The sequence below is a fragment of the Microbulbifer sp. ABM4_008 genome (assembly GCF_056311705.1).
The window spans coordinates 2,052,730-2,069,891 of record NZ_CM149970.1 but is presented as its reverse complement, the minus strand read 5'-3'; the positions used below and the strand labels follow the sequence as shown (position 1 = coordinate 2,069,891).

Below are 17,162 nucleotides of genomic sequence, written 5' to 3'. Positions count from 1 at the left end.
AGTCCTCTTTAGATGCTGCACTTACAGGCCAAGTACCCATTTACTGATAATATTTTTCTGAATCTCATTACTTCCGCCATAAATTGAGGATTTACGGTTATTTAAGTAACGAGGCACACTGCTGGCAATAACACCGGGGCCCACCCATTCTCCGTCAAACCCGCTCCTAAACTGCTCTCTCACAAACGGCATTCCGTAGTAACCCGCAGTCTCCATATACAGTTCATCGATAAGTTGAGCGACTTCGGTTCCTTTGATTTTAAGGATGGAAGATTCCGCTCCTGGGGCACCACCTGTACTTACCGCCGCAAGCGTACGTAGTTCAGTAAACTCCAGAGCCAAGAGCTCAATTTCAACTTCGGCCAGTTTTTGGGCAAAAGCCGGGTTCTCAAGCAGACTACTTTCTCCATCGCAGGTCTCTTTGGCTAAATCCTTTAGCGTTTGTAAGCGTTTCTTGGATTTTGCCACCCGCGCAATACCGGTGCGTTCGTGGGTTAGCAAAACCTTGGCGTAAGTCCACCCTTGCCCCTCCTCGCCAATACGGTTTTCTACCGGTACCCTCACATTATTGAAATGGACTTCATTTACTTCATGGTGACCACCCAAGGTCATAATTGGCGAAACCGTAATACCGGGGTGTTTCATATCAATTAGCAAGAAGCTGATAGCAGCCTGGTTCTTTACTTGAGGCCCACCAGTACGAACCAAACAAAATATCCAGTCTGCAAAGTGACCCAAGGTATTCCAGGTCTTGGTGCCGTTGACAATATACTCACCGCCATCACGGACAGCTGTTGTTTTTAAGGAAGCTAAATCTGAGCCAGCATTTGGTTCCGAATACCCCTGACACCACCAGACATTACTTGCCAGGATGTCAGGCAGAAATCGTTGCTTTTGTTCTTCACTACCGTAGGTAAAGATCACTGGAGCAACCATTTTTAAGCCGAAAGGAATCAACTCTGGTACACCATAGTTAGCACATTCGTCTGCCCAAATGTGTTTCTGAGTAGGTGTCCAACCGGTACCTCCATATTCAACCGGCCAATTCGTAGCTGCCCACCCTTGCTCATAGAGTATTTTTTGCCAGCGAACAAAATCCTCTTTCTCCAGGGGGATTTCCTTCAGGGTTTTCTCTCTAATATCTTCAGGAAGTTTCTCTTGGAGAAACTGCTGGACCTCCTGCTGAAAAGCTAACTCTTCGGGAGAAAAATCTATATTCATTCGCCTGCTCCTTTATTAGTCGGCGCATTGAACAGCAGCTCCTACAAACTGCTTCTATCACAATCTTGCGCAGCAAAAACACGCAATCTTTTGAAAGATCCCCGGTACAGGCGGAACTAGTGTTTAACAGATTCACCTCGACAAGTTACTTAATTGCCTTTGAATCGATCCCAACGATTTAAATTATTGGCGTAAAATGCCTTTATCGAAATAAAAAACCGAGCATTTCTAGCGCCAATCAACTCCAGATAGGCACACAAATCAACCGTTCGAAAAATAAAACAGGAAAAAACTCAACAACATGGCGCCTCTTTATTTTTAATAAGTTTTTATGCGCCATTTTCCATTAAAAAATGCATTGGGCACTTCTTAATATGTAAAACACTAACACCTTATTCCGCAGAGTGGAATGCTGTATTCACTTTTGCTATGGTCGTCACCATAATAACCAAAGTGAGAGAAGCCCCCATGTCGATCACGCCCATTCAATCCTCCGATACAATGTTGCAGTCACTTGCTGAAATTCAGGAGTATGAAAAAGTCCCCCTTTCGCAGCGATACCCCTGGGAAAGCACTTTTGATTTAATCCGGCAATCTGCCCGCCTCTACCAACATGACTCGGCCATCGAATTCCTGCCAACGGCCGCACCTGACGAAGACACGGTTAAAGTAACTTTCTCCGAGTTATCCCAGCGAGTGCACCAGACTGCCAATCTTCTTCACTCCATCGGTGTTGAGCCAACCGATACAGTGACTTTATTACTACCCAATTTGCCAGAAACTCATTTTGCACTTTGGGGAGGCCAGGCAGCAGGTATTACCAGCCCTATTAATCCGTTGCTGGAACCCGAACATATAATCGAAATTATGAATACCACCAGGGCTAAAGTCCTGGTCACTCTTGGCCAAGATCTTAGCGAGGAAATATGGGATAAAGTAACGCAAATTCTCGAGCAAGTTCCCACATTAAAAACTCTGTTACTAATCAGTAAAAAGCCAATTAGCAATACTCCAGTTCCAGCGGGTATTCACGCAGATAATTTTGTCTCGGCTATATCCCAACAGCCGGACGATCATCTAAAGAGTGAACGTAATATCCAGGGGAATAAAACCGCTAGTTATTTCCACACCGGGGGCACTACTGGAAGACCTAAAATAGCCCGCTTAACTCACAGCAATATTGCCTTCGTCGCTCAATTAAGTGCTGATACGTCATCCAGTAAAGGGCGCTTCGCTACCCTGAGCGGACTTCCACTGTTTCATATTTTCGGTACCGTTGTTGCGGGTATTGGCACCCTATTGGCCGGACGCACAATTGTTATCATGACACCCTCTGGTTTTCGCTCACCCAATGTCCTACCAAATTGGTGGCATCATGTTGCGCGTTTTCAGGTGAAGGGCTTTGCCGCCGTCCCCACCATCCTCGGTGTATTACTGCAAATTCCCGTGGGTGACAATGACATCAGCTGTCTAACAGATATTGGCTGTGGAGCCTCCACCCTGCCAACGGGGTTGAAGAATGCCTTTGAGGAGAAGTTCAACGTCCTTGTCAGCAATGGCTATGGCATGACGGAGTCCAGCTGCCTTTTAGCTCGCCCACCTACCGATATGCAAGCCCCTGAAGGCAGCGTCGGCCGGCGATTGCCTTATATGGAAATGAAAATTGCCGAAGTAGACGGTACCCGACTGGTTAGAACCTGCAATACAGGAGAGGTGGGCATAGTACTCGCGTGCGGGCCACATATTTTTTCTGGCTACTTATCAGAAGAGGATAATGCTAAAGCCTGGGTCGATAAGTCCTGGTTTAATACCGGCGATATGGGATATCTCGATGGAGATGGTAACCTGTTCTTAACTGGGCGGGCCAAGGATTTAATTATTCGCGGCGGCCACAATATAGATCCGGCTCTGATCGAAGAACCATTATCCCGTCACCCTGCCGTTGCTATTGCCGTTGCAGTTGGTCAACCAGATGCTTATGCCGGAGAAGTTCCAGTAGCTTACGTTACCCTGTTTCCATCCACTAACCCGCCCACAGAAGAACAACTCATTGACTATTGCCGCAGCCAAATTTCTGAGCGTGCAGCCATTCCTAAGCGCGTGGAAATTATTGATGAGATTCCACTCACTGCTGTAGCCAAAGTATTCAAACCAGCTCTGCGCAATCGCGCTACCGAATATGTCGTAGGCCAGGCATTAGAGGAAAAAAGTATTACCGCTAAGTTTTCCGCCCACTTCGATGCATCCCTTGGCCAGGTAGCAAAAGTTCAACTTGAACAAGCCTCCAGCAAAGCCGCTGTAGAGGAAGCCCTGGAAAATTTACCCGTGGCTTTGGAGTTTGAATAAAAGAAATTACCGCATGACTCAATGCACTTAGAACTCCAATATCGGAAATTTCACTATGTCACATGCCTATATTTATGACGGCGGCCGCAGTGTTTTTGGCCGCCACGGGGGCAGCCTTTCCAGTATCCGGCCCGACAACCTGCTTGCCCATGTCATCAGGACCCTGACTGAAAGAAACAATTTTAACCCTCAACATTTTGAGGACGTTATTGCGGGCAATACTAATCAGGCGGGAGAAGACAGTCGCAACATTGCCCGATTTTCAGGCCTGCTAGCAGGATTGCCCATATCCACAGGCGGCATAACGGTAAATCGCCTTTGTGGTTCCGGCTTGTCCGCTATAGCAGATGCCGCTCGCTGCATTCGCGCCGCAGAAGGAGAGCTATTTATCGCGGGAGGTGTCGAATCAATGAGTCGCGCCCCCCTGGTTCTCTCCAAAGCCAACAGTGCTTTTGATCGCAATCAGGTATTGGCAGATACGACCCTAGGCCCCCGCTTCACCAACCCAGACATTGTTGCTGAGTATGGAAGCCACAGCATGCCTCAGACCGCAGACAATATTGCATCAGACCTGAATATTTGCCGGGAAGAGTGCGATACATTTGCATTGGCATCACAAACTAAATACGAGTCGGCACGTACCGATGGCTTTTTTGTCGATGAAATTATTCCCATCGAAGTACCCCAAGGTCGCAAGAAGCCAGCCCTTCTTATCGATACGGATGAACATCCCCGCCCCAATGCATCATTGGAGCGACTTCAAGCCCTACCCGCGCTTTTCGAAGATGGAGTGGTTACTGCCGGCAACGCTTCCGGCATCAACGATGGCGCGGCGGCACTCATTATTGGTAGCGCCGAAGCTGGCCAAGCAGCAGATCTAAAGCCTAGGGCACGTATTCTCGCCAGTGCCATTGCAGGAGTAGAGCCGCGGGTAATGGGGTTGGGCCCGGTACCGGCTACCCGTAAAGCCCTCGCCCGTGCGGACTTGGAGCTTGGGGATATGGATGTAATGGAGTTCAACGAAGCTTTTGCGGTACAGGCTATGGGCTGCCTCAAAATGCTCGAAATTGATTATGCGGACCCACGGGTAAATCCCAATGGTGGTGCCATCGCCGTTGGTCACCCCCTGGGGGCCAGTGGTGCCCGTATTTTGCTGACAGCATTGCGCCAGCTGGAACGTACGGGTGGGCGCTATGCATTAGCCACCATGTGTATCGGGATCGGCCAGGGCATCGCTGTAATCATAGAACGCATATAAACCTGATTAGATGTAAATAAAACCGAGACCGAACAGTTGTCACTTAAGATCTGGAGATAGCTATGTCTAGTGTAAGTTATGAACTCATTGGCGATATCGGTGTAATTCGATTGAACAACCCTCCTGTGAACGCCCTCTCTCACGGCTTGCGTGAAGGCATTTGGGGAGCGATTAAGAACGCTCAAGGCGATACATCAAAAGCCCTGCTGCTAGTGTGTGAAGGCCGAACTTTTATTGCTGGTGCGGACATTACGGAATTTGGCAAGCCACCACAGGCACCCGCCCTATCAGAAGTGATTGCGGAAATAGAAAACTCCTGTAAACCAGTAATCGCCGCCATTCACGGCACGGCACTCGGCGGTGGATTCGAAGTGGCTCTAGCCTGCCATTACCGCTGTGCAATAGCATCGGCCAAAGTGGGGCTGCCAGAAGTCAAACTGGGATTACTGCCAGGAGCCGGTGGCACCCAGCGCACCCCACGCTTGGCTGGTGTTGCCGCTGCACTGGAATTAATCACAAAAGGGAGTCCAATACCGGCCTCTAAAGCCAAAAGTATGAAGTTAATAGACCGGGTTATCGATGATGACTTGTTAGAGGGAGCCCTCGCCTTTACCCGTGAATTGATAGCAAATGAAGCTCCTCTCCGCCGAGTCAGAGACATCGTAATAGATCCTGACAGCATTCCTGAGGGGTTATTTGATGATTTCCGCAAGCGCCTTGAAAAGAGATCACGAGGTCAGCTTGCACCGCAACATATTGTTACCTGTATAGAGGCCGCAGTTCACCAGCCTTTTGATAAAGGGCTTGCTAAAGAGCTCGACTTGTTTATCGAATGCCTGCTCTCCAGCCAATCGGCCGCCCTCAAGCATTTATTTTTTGCCGAGCGCACTGCAACCAAAGTCACGGGCTTACCAAAAGACCTACCCACCAGGGAGATAAAGAGCGTGGGCATTATCGGTGGAGGCACTATGGGCGGAGGCATCGCCATGAATTTTGCCAATGTCGGTATTCCAGTCAAACTGGTAGAAATCGATCAAACTGCGATAAATCGAGGGCTAGCAGTGATCGACAAGAATTACACCATCAGCATGCAGAAAGGGAAACTCACAGAAGGTCAAAAAACTCATTGTCTCTCGTTGATTTCCGGCACAACTGACTACGCAGACCTAGCTGATGTAGACCTGGTCATTGAGGCCGTATTTGAAAATATGGAGCTCAAACAGGAAATTTTTGCCAAATTGGATCACTCCTGCAAACCCGGTACTATCCTTGCAACCAACACTTCCTACCAAGATATTGATCAAATCGCATCTGCAACCAACAGGCCGCAAGATGTTATAGGGATGCATTTTTTCAGCCCTGCCAATGTAATGAAACTACTCGAAGTGGTTCGCGGCTCGCAAAGTGCTGACGATGTAATTGCCACTGCCATGCAACTCGCTAAAACGATCAAGAAAGTACCCGTACTAGCGGGAAACTGTTACGGCTTTATTGGCAATCGTATGTTGCGCCCCTATGGCAGAGAGTCGCAGCTGTGTTTAATCGAGGGCTCAACCCCGGAGCAGATTGATTCGATTATGCAGTCTTGGGGGATGGCTATGGGCCCTATCGCCGTTGGAGATCTAGCGGGGCTGGATATCGGCTACAAGGCGCGCCAGGGCCTGAGCGAATCAGAAAGAGGAGAGCCAAAAACCTACTGTATTGCAGATGCCCTGGTTGAAATGGGCCGCCTGGGCCAGAAAAGTGGAGCCGGCTACTATCGCTACGATCCCGAAACTCGCGCTCGCAGCAGCGACCCGGAAGTACTGAAAGTCATTGAAGCCCAAGCTAAAAGCCAAGGGGTTGTAAGGCGGGAAATTTCCGACGAGGAGATTCTAAACCGCCTAACTTTCGCGCTGATTAATGAAGGAGCCAAAATCCTGGAGGAAGGCATAGCCCAACGTCCGAGTGATATAGACGTTGTATATGTTTACGGTTATGGCTTTCCGCCCCATCGTGGAGGACCTATGCACTATGCCGACAGTATCGGCTTGAAGGAAATCTACGAAAAAATATGTACTTTCCGCCAGCAGCATGGAGATACCTACTGGACTCCAGCCCCTTTACTGGAACGGCTAGCCCAAGAGGGAAAAACATTTGCGCAATGGGCTGATGGCAAAATCTAAGCTTGTAAACTATAGGGGAAGTCAGTATGACTACTGGCTTCCCACTTTACCCGCTGCAGCCAAATAAAGAAGTTGTGTCACCATGAGTAGGCCTGATGCCTTAGTCGAAGTACAATCCCCACCAAGTCAGCCACTCCGCACGGATATCCAAAACTGGAAGGGCATTGGTTTTGCATTGGCTACCGCGCTGGTAGCAAGTACAGCGGCCGCAGCCAGCAAATGGGTGTCTACCGCTGTCCCCGTGCCATTAATTACGCTCAGCCAATACAGTATCTGCCTGATACTGCTAACCCCATGGCTAGTGCGACAAACACCTCGACACCTTACCACCCAACACTGGAGAACCCACCTAATACGCGGTTTTGCTGGGTGGTTATGCTTTTTCACATATTTTTCTGCCCTAAGCAAAATTTCACTATTGGAAGCGGGACTATTGCGTAATGCAGCTCCCATTTTTGTTCCCCTTATTGCCTGGCTTTGGTCTCGAGCAAAAATCCCCATAGCCCACTGGCTACCAATCTTACTGGGCTTACTGGGGATCACCTTGATTCTTCAACCCAACGTGGACGGTATTAGTAGCGGCCATGCCTTCGGCCTGATTTCAGGGCTTACCCTGGCTGCCTCTATGGTCGGAACACGAATTTTGTCCCGTACAGACCGGCCCAGCCTAATATTGTTTTACTACGTATTAATCTCGTTCGCGTGCAGCCTGCCCCTGGGTATCTATTATTGGGAACCAATACCTTTATGGACAATCCCCTATCTTATTTTCAACGGTGTCTCTGTACTCTTGGCTATCTGGCTGTACACCAAAGCATATAGCTATGCAAAACCCAGCGTGGTGTCGCCAATCAGTTACTTTGGTGTGGTTATTGCCGGACTTCTAGGTTGGCTCATTTGGCAGCACTTACCTAACACTATTGCACTGGTGGGGACGCTGATAGTTATCAGTGCAGGATTGTTCACAGTCTACCTATCAACTCAGAAAAAAAATTGTAGCGACCCATCATAAACGTACTTTCTAAGGTGAAATTGGATGAATTGGCAGAATAAGAAACAACCCCCGTTCAATGACCATCTAGGTGTAACCATAGATAATTGGCAGGAAGGCCATGTTGCAATCAGCGTGGAAGTACAACCGGAACACCTGAATACCCACGGTGTGCCCCACGGTGGTTTTATTACAACATTAATCGATATCGCTGGCTCTTACTGCGGCCTCTACTGCCCCCACCCCAACCGCCGTCGTAGAGCCTTTACACTTTCTTTAACAGCAAATTTCACCGGTCAGGCAAAAACTAATCAACTCACTGCGATAGGTAAGCTAACGAGTACTGGACGAAAGATATTCTATTCATATACAGAGGTATATGACAGTGAAGGAACTTTAATCGCTACCGGCCAAATGACTATGCGCTATCGTGGTGGCAGTGAAACATTGGATGGTGAACTGATTGAAAAGGAATCTTACGAAGCTGCTGAATAGATATTCTAAGTATCTATCCACTTTACCATAAAGTATCTCCAGACTCTCACCGCGATGCGGCACTAGGTTGCAATGATCAGCGGCTCAATTAGCTTCACCGAAACTACTAGAAATGACATAAACGAAATAGGTCTTAAAATTAGAAGAGGGTCTTCCTTAGAGAAAGTAAACATCCATTGAAATTTCTCTTATTCTAACTTAACATTCAATACATATATGCTTACTGTGAAACTGGCATAATTTCTCATTTAATGTTGCAGCCTATAAATCCACATCAGATTAATATTGATTTCTATATGCATTTAAATACGAGCCAAAATTTTCATACTATCTTAGATCCCTCACCAAGCTAAGAAAAGATATCATATACTATTGATCCATGCGGAGAACTATAAAACCAACAACTCTCCAGCTGCAAAAAATGAAATGCCAAAGAAATACATCAAAAAATATAACATACCCATTTAAATTAGCTTGTTTTTCGCATGAGCCACCAGATGGACAAATCACCCTTCTACTGTGTTTAACCATGATAAACTAGTGCCATCGTTATTTCAGTATGGTTATATTTGAATTTTTAGGGCGCATTTATAGGCAGTCGGGGCCGGAGCGAAAGCCATACCATTCAAGGGCTAACAATGATTATTCACGAATAGTACGTGCCCCCCTTTGGGATGAGGCAGGTGAGCTAATTATGACTCCAATTATTATAATAGAAGCTATTCTGTTACTAACACCCCATAAAGCACGCTCTGCAAGGGCATTTTTGTTAACCGGTACAGATCTCGACCGTCGCGAGTAATTAGCTTGACTCAAGTCGGCCTATTTAATGTTACGCGCAGATCATTGATAAACATATAGAATACATCAGATATAAATCTCAGCTGATCGATTTAAATCTTATTTCCTTTATTCACGCCCATAAGTTCCAGCAGAACATTTTTTGGACTGACTCGCAAGCAAACTGACAAATGATGAATGTTACAAAAACAACCCTGCCATGCATATCATCTGACATTACAGTATTCAACTTAATCTTCAGTTTTTCGTAAAATTTTATTAGGATGAATATCATCTGAATCAACAATAACTTTTCCTTCCTCCAACTTTTTACTAATTTTTGGCAATAAAGATTTTTATGTTGGACGACCTCCAAGATACGTGATATTAGAAAGGAAAGTATTAAGCAACTCTGTGATTGAACGCTCTTAACCCTCTACGTTAATTCTAGAACTCATACTGGCATGGAAACAATTAACGATTTTAATACAAAACTACTTCAAGCGTATGCCAAGGATCGGCTTGAAACCAGGTTTTGAGCTGAAATATGGGAGATGGTTACCGGTCGTTACTAAATGAGCCGGTTTTGAAAGATTGGTGATACTATTATATTATTTGAAGTTGGCTGTGGATTGTCTGACTTAGGGCTTGCCTTATAGCGTAAACGTTGCATTTGGGCCTGAGGGTTAACTACTACCTATTTGGCGAGAAAAAACTAACTACTTACCAATATGACTTTATTTCTCTCTACCCTTGAAAACATTAACCGGGAATTGCTTTATATTCTAACTCCTTATAGATGAGAATATTCTTCTAATGCATGAATACAGAAAAGAAATTGACGGATTAAGATTCTTGGCTGTTGCTCCCGTAATTATCTTTCACTATCATCCGGCCACACTGCCTCTGGGTTACTTGGGGGTAGATCTTTTTTTTGTGATCTCTGGATATTTGATCACCGGGCTGATAATGAAAGATACCGATAAAGGGAGTTTCAATTTAGCTCACTTTTACATCCGACGAATTAGGAGAATTTTACCGGCTGTATTGGTCGTATTCCTTTTTGTGTTAATTTCTGGTCTGATTTTTTTCATTTCTTCAGATTTAATCAGATTATCTACAAGCCTGCTAACAAGCTTATTTTTTGTTTCCAATATATACTTTTGGCGCTCAGGTGGTTATTTTGGTGCTAGTGATGAACTGAAGCCTTTATTACATTCTTGGTCCTTGAGTATCGAAGAGCAATTTTATCTTGTTTTCCCTTGCACGCTATTACTGCTAACCAAATTATCCAAAAATAAGAATTTTTATATAATCTTAGCTTGCTTAGTTATATTGGCATCCATCAGCCTAAATATATTCATTCTTTCTATCGGGGGTGAAAATCCTGCTTTTTTTCTTACACCCACACGAATCTGGCAGCTTGCAATTGGCGTCCTGGTTGCTCTATTAGCTTATAGAAACCCACAGCAAAATAAAAACATAAATATTCTGCTATCTTACCTGGGGTTTGGGATGATCATAGTCGCGTATTCATATCCCGAAAACTCGATTATTCCAGCTATTTTGATAACGACAGGGGCAGGACTAATGTTGTATCAACCCATTGGTTCGCAAAGTTTGTTATATTGTATCTTAACTTTATCAGCAATTCGTTTTATAGGCCTTATTTCATATTCCATGTATTTGTGGCACTGGCCAGTTATCTCTATCATTAAATATGTTTATGTTGATCCACCTAGTAATTATGTATTGATATTAGGATTCTTATTTACATGCCTTGCTTCAGCTTTGACCTGGAAATTTATTGAAATTCCTTTTCGCAACAAATATCCTGATAAACTTTCCATACTATTGATTGCCCTGTTATATATCTTGATCGTCGCATCGACCGCACTAATTTTTAGCTTTAATGGATTTCCTAAGCGTCACCCTCCATTAGCAAATAGTTTTTCGGAATCGATAAGCTCTAACTTTCGTTGTGGGGTTAGAGAATACTTACCTTTTGGTGCCTCTAGAGCTTGTTTAGTCGCAGGTGATAATAAGCAACCCTATTCAACAGTACTTTTGGGTAATTCTCATGCACAAATGTATGGTCCAGCTTTTGTTAATGCATTAAACAGTATTGATGAGAAAGGTCTAATTGTCCCTTTAAATAGCTGCTTGCCAACACTTAGAGTCAATCTAAGTCAAGATTGTTTGAGAAAAGCAAAAAAGAACTATGAAGCTATTGTTTCTACTAAGGAAATACAGAAGGTAATTATCGCACAAACTTGGCATTCTAATAGATATATTAGCTCTGAAGGTAGCCTTGTCAGTAGAAAAGCCAGGGAAGCCTTGGCTGAGGCTACGATTAGCTTTGTCAATCGATTGGAGAAAGCTGGTAAGATAGTGTATGTATTAGGGCCGATTCAAATACCTGGCTATAATTTTCCATCTATTGAAAGCCGAAAGTTGGCTATGGGAATCTATAATCCAAAGCATTTCTTTGTAGGAATTGAAAAATTTAATGAAGATTATCTTGACGTTGTTAACTACCTACATAGTAGATTGGGTGACCAACTGATGTTACCTCACCAGATTCTATGCCCAGAAAATACCTGCCTATTTTCTAATGGCGAGGTTTCATACTTTAGCGATAATCACCATTTGAGTCCTGCAGGTGCATTACTTATGACTCCGTTATTTGATACGATAGTCAAGGGAACTTAAGTTAACTGTTAGGTTAGATTAAGTCGAGTATATAGTTTATTCAGGATATAAATAATGAGCATAAAATATAAACAAGGAACTAAAGCTGACTGTCATCGTGTAGCGGAACTCGATTACATAACATCCGACGGTGTTGTTGAGTATCTTTTACTCGATTTTATTCCCGACCAATCGCCCTTCGTTTCGGATAATAAGTGCCGTTAGTCCGGGAGGGTTCTTCTGATAGCGCCGGCACCTCTCCCGGCCAAGATATGATCTGAGGGAGTTGTAATGATATTGTGGAGGAACAGCTTGGATGAAATCCCAGGGGCCTCGCGTAGCTTAAACGAGAAACAATATATAAAGTAAGGCAATCCTTAGGAATAACTCGTGAGCCTTGAAGGCTAAGCCAGATCAGATATAGTTTAAACCCTATTTCCGGACACCCATCAAAGAAGTATATTTAAATGTCAAATTCATTGACATAATGTAGGGACTTCCACAAAGTACTGGATACAAAAACAGCCACCTCACCTAATTCCATGACCCTATCTCGATGCTCACAGATATCTATTGATGCAATACCCTACTATCCCTGCGTCTCTCGCTGTTTACATAGGGCATTTCTTTGCCGAAAAGATGTTCAGCTTGGGAAAAACTATGAGTATCGACGTCACTGGATTGAGGTCGGAATGTAAAAAATGCCATTTTCGCCCTTGATATTGCAGCCTATGTAGTAATGAGTAATCATTACCATATCGTACTCTATATTGACTCAAATACAGCCAAAGCTTGGTCCGATACTAAAGTCATTCATCTCTGGCAGCGAGTTTTTTAGTACATCAATACTGGCTCAACGCTGTGATCAAGGTCACCCCCTTGATCACAGTGAAATGGAAAAGCTCAACGAGCTTATCGCTCTAACGAACCTATTGCTCGCCAGGCCAATGCAGAAGAGAAGTGTACAGGTCGCTTTTCCGAGGGGTGCTTTAAGTCCCAAGCTTCGACGGATGAGAGAGCCCTTGCCGCCTACATGACCTACGTCGATCTCAATCCTATCCGAGCCAAAATGGCAAAACCCCGAAAGATTCCAGTCACACTTCCATTCTACAGTGTATTCATGTTGCGACCACAGGTGAGCAGCCCAAAGACCTACTGCCATTTGAAGGAGGCGAACATGCGTAAGGGGTTACCCTTTCAATTGGAGCACTACCTGGAACTAGCGGGCTGGAGCGGTCGATATTTAGATCCCAGAAAGTGCGGCTCCATTAATGAGAACGCCCCCCATACTCGAACACTTGAGTATACAACCAAAACACTGGTTGTATCTCAGTCGTAATTTTGAATACCACTATAATCGCCTGGTTAGATCAGCAGAGACCGTACGACAAGCTTGCATCAAGCTCGGGAAACACTGGGTACACGGTATCAGTAATTGCCAACGCTACCTTTCGGCAACACCCAGCTAATTCTGACTCTCTCCAACTGCCTTCATTCCTCTCAAATTTCTCCTAAACCCTAATTTTCACATCCGAAGCATAATGCTTACCCCTTTCACTACGCCTTAGTACCAATTTATAAAAAACCAGTCGCCAAGGGGGTACCTGCGCCTCAGCTCTCCCCCCCTTATTTATGGGTGTCCTGAACCACCTCACCGCGATAGGTAAGTTAACGAGTACTGGACGAAAGATATTCTATTCATATACGGGGGTATAAGACAGTGAAGGAACTTTAATTGCTACCGGCCAATTGACTATGCGCTATCCTGGTGGCGGTAAAGCATTGGATGGTGAACTAATAGAAGGCGACTCAGTAAAGGAGGTTGAACAAAGAAATGTCTATCTTTGACCTACTACAGCTGAGCCGCCCACAATAACTTTGGATATGGCCTTGGAAAAATACCATAGGGGCCTACTCAACAGTTTATACATATAATTTGAAATAAGCTCGATGCAGGCAATCACACGTATTATCTCACCTATAACAGTTGAGCCAGCCACTTTTAGCAATACCCGTGGGACATAACTTTTATATCAAAAAATTCTATAAAGATTGTAAGAAATCTAACAGATCAGTCCGCTCAGAAATACTCATTGACTGAAACTTTTCCCGGCTATCCAAAGCCTCTCCAGCATGCCACAAAATAGCTTCCTCGACGGTTCGCGCCCGCCCATCATGTAATAAGTTACTGTGCCCATTTACTGCCTTTGACATACCCAACCCCCATAATGGCGGAGTTCTCCATTCCTGATTGAAATCGGCAGACTCACTCAAAGAATCAGCCAACCCCTCCCCCATATTATGAAGCAGTAAGTCAGTATAAGGGTATATGGTATTCCCCCTAAGCTCAGCAAGAGGATGGCTATGATCAGTACTCATTTCCGGTCGATGACAGGAGTCACATCCAGCTTCATAAAACAGCTTCTCTCCTGAGAGCACAGAATCTCTGGAAACGCTGCCTGGATTGCGGGGCGGCGCTCCTAAGGCTTGAAGGTAAACAACTAGGTCTCGCAGATGCTCTTCCGAAAGCTCAGCTGAATGCTCACTATATTGCCAACAGTTTATCTGCTCATACCCACAATCCGCGCTTCCTCCATTAGTAGTGACCCCAATATCACTATTAAGTGCATCACGCGTAAAACTGGTTAGACTGGCATGGCTGGCCTTCCAACCAAACCGTGCGACATATGGAAGTTCACCAGTTGGCTCTTTTACCAGTGCAGCGCGCCCAGAAATTCCATTTTCATCAGAATCATTAGGATCATGCCATTCTAATATTTCAGACTCAGGCACTGCCTCAAGCAACCCGAGCCCCAGTATTGGTTGAGGCATCCGTGGGGAAAAGTACACTATATCGCTCCCTTTGCCATCGAGCTTATTAATACTGTATACAGGCTTCCTTAACGTGTACTCAGTACCATCATCATAGTGGTTCACAATCTCTTCATATGTAACTACCACCTGACCTTCCACTTCTATCTTTTCGTCGGAAGAAACAGTTTGTAATAAATGGCCAAAGTAGTGATGAGGTAATACTTGACCCTGGACATTAAGTCCCCCAGACCCCAGTTTCATGGCCATCGTCTCGGGAAAATAGCCGTTCTCTGGAGCCTGTCCACGTCCATTATTGATATGACAAGCAAAGCACGAGTGCTGCACTTTAAGATCAGTGGCTAATTCTGCTAGCTCTGAAAACCTCGGATTTCCTTCTTCCTCATGATCACCAGAATTAAAATCGGTATGGAACAACCTTCTGCCCCGCAAAAATATATTGTGGGTATCCCAATGAATATTCGATGCCTCTTGCATATTTGCTGTCCAGTCAGCAATACCACTCTCGACGATGTAACTATCGTATATGCCTGTCCCGTCTAAAATTGGATAGGTAACTTCGGTAGCGTCGTCTGACCCACCACTTGTCCATGCACCGTCGGCTCCAGCATAGTAAGTCAAAGTCTTATCTGATAAGTTTTCCGAAATAATCTCAGAAGCTGGTACAGAATTCCCCGCTATTATCGGGACAGCTGTCGCGTTACCTCCAGCTCGTATACTTTCATCAATATCGCTATCATTAACAAGATAGATACCAGGTTCACCCAATTGGATACGATAAGTATTTGTGTAGTAAATAGCTTGGCCTTCTATATTTTCATCCCCATTGTATTTTCCCAAAAATTGCTGAAATTCAAATTCCATCCACTCGCCAACTTCCAGAACACCGTCATCTCCATCGTGCGCATCAAAAGTAATTAAACATACCCATATTTGCCCTTTCCCATCCTCATCAGCCTCAACTAAAGGATCCACCTCAAACCTAGCATTATTATTAAAATCTGCTCGATACACATTGGAATATGCCGATCGGCACTCTGGTGAGCGGTAGTGGGCATACTCAGGGGAGTAATAGATTTCAATTAAACTTTCACCTTTTGGGGTGTGATCATGAATCTCAAGACCAAAAGTCCTATGTTCAAAATAGAATTTTGGGAAAGTATAAAATGATCCCTCAGACTCATGGCGTGATCTAGCTCTACCACTGGCGAATGTCACTAGGGTTCCATCCTCTTTTATATACCAATTTTGAGCTTCACCAGCAGGATAAGTTTCATCGAAAAGAGGCATGTAACTTAGCAGGCTATCTGTGGGGATGGAATCCATTGCCTTATCAAATAACATGAGCTCCCAAATGGTGTAATGCGAGCTACCCTCACTTAACTCATCACCTTGAATTCGCAGATAACGGTAACTACCGGATAGTTTATGGCTATCAATTCGTGAACCGTACTGCCCATCGCCAGTAGTGACAAGCGTTTCCCACTCATTGCCATCATTTGAAGCCTGAATTTTGTAGCTAGCAGCATTATCTTCACCCCAGTCTATGATTGCCTTCGTCAGCTCAGTTGGTTCTCCAATATCCAGTAGTAAATAAGCCGTATCGCCCCCAGCCTCCCAGGCTGTACTTCTCAGACCATCAATAGCAAAATTACCTTCCCCTAAAGAAGACAAGATTGAGGCGTCCAAGGCAATATTACGCCCTACATTGCTCGGAGTTTCCTCTACGGAGTCGTAAACAGGTTCGCCATATACTTGAAACTCATAGATAGAATAGCCCCAGAAATTTCCATTACTACGAGTCAATCCATTAAGCCGTATATAACGAAATTTTCCGGATACTTGAAGAATGTCAGTTCTATCTCCAAACTCTCCATCAGAATACTCTGCTAACAGCTCCCATCCCTGCCCATCATTTGAACCTTCAAGATTATATGTATTTGCATTTGCAGCCTCCCAATAGAGCACCACCTCCTCCAATTCAGAGGTGGTGCCTAAATCAATAGTAAAAGTACTGGGATCTGTTTGATGTGAACTTTCCCAACGTGTACCCATGTCATTATCAACAGCCAAAGATGCCGACTGCACCTCTGTACTTGCAGTAACACTCTTCTCTTCAGAAAGTAATTCAGCAATTGCATTTGAACAAAAAACGGATAATAAAGTTAGGACACAACTTGCAGAAACTATATTTCTCATCAGGGCACCTATTTTCAATAGATATAGGAAGATCCCCCATAATGCGAGAGCCTCACCATCCCTGTAAGAAGTATATGCTCCTTCAATTAGCCCCACCGATATGGTGAAGTCTTCCAGCTTATAATTATTTTATTGGTTAGAAGTGAATAGCTAGATATCAGGGATTAGAAAAATAGAGACTCTT

General features: G+C 44.7%; 9 protein-coding genes. 7 read left to right on the top strand and 2 right to left on the bottom strand.

Annotation, left to right across the window (positions count from 1 at the left end; genetic code table 11):
* Positions 1-21 precede the first annotated feature (21 nt).
* Complete coding sequence (locus ACYX4J_RS08980; protein ID WP_444913235.1) at positions 22-1,221, bottom strand: acyl-CoA dehydrogenase family protein; 1,200 nt, start codon at positions 1,219-1,221, stop codon at positions 22-24.
* Between the two features lie 468 nt (positions 1,222-1,689).
* On the opposite strand from ACYX4J_RS08980, the gene ACYX4J_RS08975 reads away from it, so the two are divergent.
* From ACYX4J_RS08975 to ACYX4J_RS08945, 7 genes are all read left to right on the top strand, one after another.
* A complete protein-coding gene (locus tag ACYX4J_RS08975) occupies positions 1,690-3,567 on the top strand; it encodes an acyl-CoA synthetase (RefSeq protein WP_476178395.1) in 1,878 nt (625 codons plus the stop codon).
* Between the two features lie 55 nt (positions 3,568-3,622).
* The gene (locus tag ACYX4J_RS08970; protein WP_476178394.1) at positions 3,623-4,825 is read left to right on the top strand and encodes a 3-oxoadipyl-CoA thiolase; all 1,203 of its coding nucleotides are present in this window, start codon (positions 3,623-3,625) and stop codon (positions 4,823-4,825) included.
* A gap of 62 nt (positions 4,826-4,887) precedes the next feature.
* Complete coding sequence (locus tag ACYX4J_RS08965; protein WP_475710033.1) at positions 4,888-6,990, top strand: 3-hydroxyacyl-CoA dehydrogenase NAD-binding domain-containing protein; 2,103 nt, start codon at positions 4,888-4,890, stop codon at positions 6,988-6,990.
* An 82-nt stretch (positions 6,991-7,072) separates the two neighbouring features.
* Positions 7,073-8,002, top strand: a complete 930-nt coding sequence (locus ACYX4J_RS08960; protein ID WP_475710032.1) for a DMT family transporter — start codon at positions 7,073-7,075, stop codon at positions 8,000-8,002.
* A gap of 24 nt (positions 8,003-8,026) precedes the next feature.
* Positions 8,027-8,476, top strand: coding sequence for a PaaI family thioesterase (locus ACYX4J_RS08955; protein ID WP_475710031.1), 450 nt, complete (start codon positions 8,027-8,029; stop codon positions 8,474-8,476).
* Between the two features lie 1,596 nt (positions 8,477-10,072).
* Positions 10,073-11,968, top strand: coding sequence for an acyltransferase family protein (locus tag ACYX4J_RS08950; protein ID WP_476178393.1), 1,896 nt, complete (start codon positions 10,073-10,075; stop codon positions 11,966-11,968).
* Positions 11,969-13,124: 1,156 nt separating this feature from the next.
* Positions 13,125-13,286 carry a hypothetical protein gene (locus ACYX4J_RS08945; RefSeq protein WP_476178392.1) on the top strand — a complete coding sequence of 54 codons (162 nt, stop codon included), beginning with the start codon at positions 13,125-13,127 and terminating at the stop codon, positions 13,284-13,286.
* Between the two features lie 704 nt (positions 13,287-13,990).
* On the opposite strand, the gene ACYX4J_RS08940 is transcribed toward ACYX4J_RS08945, so the two are convergent.
* Positions 13,991-16,978: a di-heme oxidoredictase family protein gene (locus ACYX4J_RS08940; RefSeq protein ID WP_476178391.1), complete on the bottom strand. Its 2,988-nt coding sequence runs from the start codon at positions 16,976-16,978 to the stop codon at positions 13,991-13,993.
* Between the last annotated feature and the right edge of the window lie 184 nt (positions 16,979-17,162).

What these genes read in the sequence shown, in the direction of transcription:
- ACYX4J_RS08950 (WP_476178393.1), top strand. Translation starts at nt 10,073, where the DNA reads ATGCATGAATACAGAAAAGAAATTGACGGATTAAGATTCTTGGCTGTT.
- ACYX4J_RS08945 (WP_476178392.1), top strand. Translation starts at nt 13,125, where the DNA reads ATGCGTAAGGGGTTACCCTTTCAATTGGAGCACTACCTGGAACTAGCG.
- ACYX4J_RS08965 (WP_475710033.1), top strand. Translation starts at nt 4,888, where the DNA reads ATGTCTAGTGTAAGTTATGAACTCATTGGCGATATCGGTGTAATTCGA.
- ACYX4J_RS08975 (WP_476178395.1), top strand. Translation starts at nt 1,690, where the DNA reads ATGTCGATCACGCCCATTCAATCCTCCGATACAATGTTGCAGTCACTT.
- ACYX4J_RS08960 (WP_475710032.1), top strand. Translation starts at nt 7,073, where the DNA reads ATGAGTAGGCCTGATGCCTTAGTCGAAGTACAATCCCCACCAAGTCAG.
- ACYX4J_RS08940 (WP_476178391.1), bottom strand. Translation starts at nt 16,978, where the DNA reads ATGAGAAATATAGTTTCTGCAAGTTGTGTCCTAACTTTATTATCCGTT.
- ACYX4J_RS08980 (WP_444913235.1), bottom strand. Translation starts at nt 1,221, where the DNA reads ATGAATATAGATTTTTCTCCCGAAGAGTTAGCTTTTCAGCAGGAGGTC.
- ACYX4J_RS08955 (WP_475710031.1), top strand. Translation starts at nt 8,027, where the DNA reads ATGAATTGGCAGAATAAGAAACAACCCCCGTTCAATGACCATCTAGGT.
- ACYX4J_RS08970 (WP_476178394.1), top strand. Translation starts at nt 3,623, where the DNA reads ATGTCACATGCCTATATTTATGACGGCGGCCGCAGTGTTTTTGGCCGC.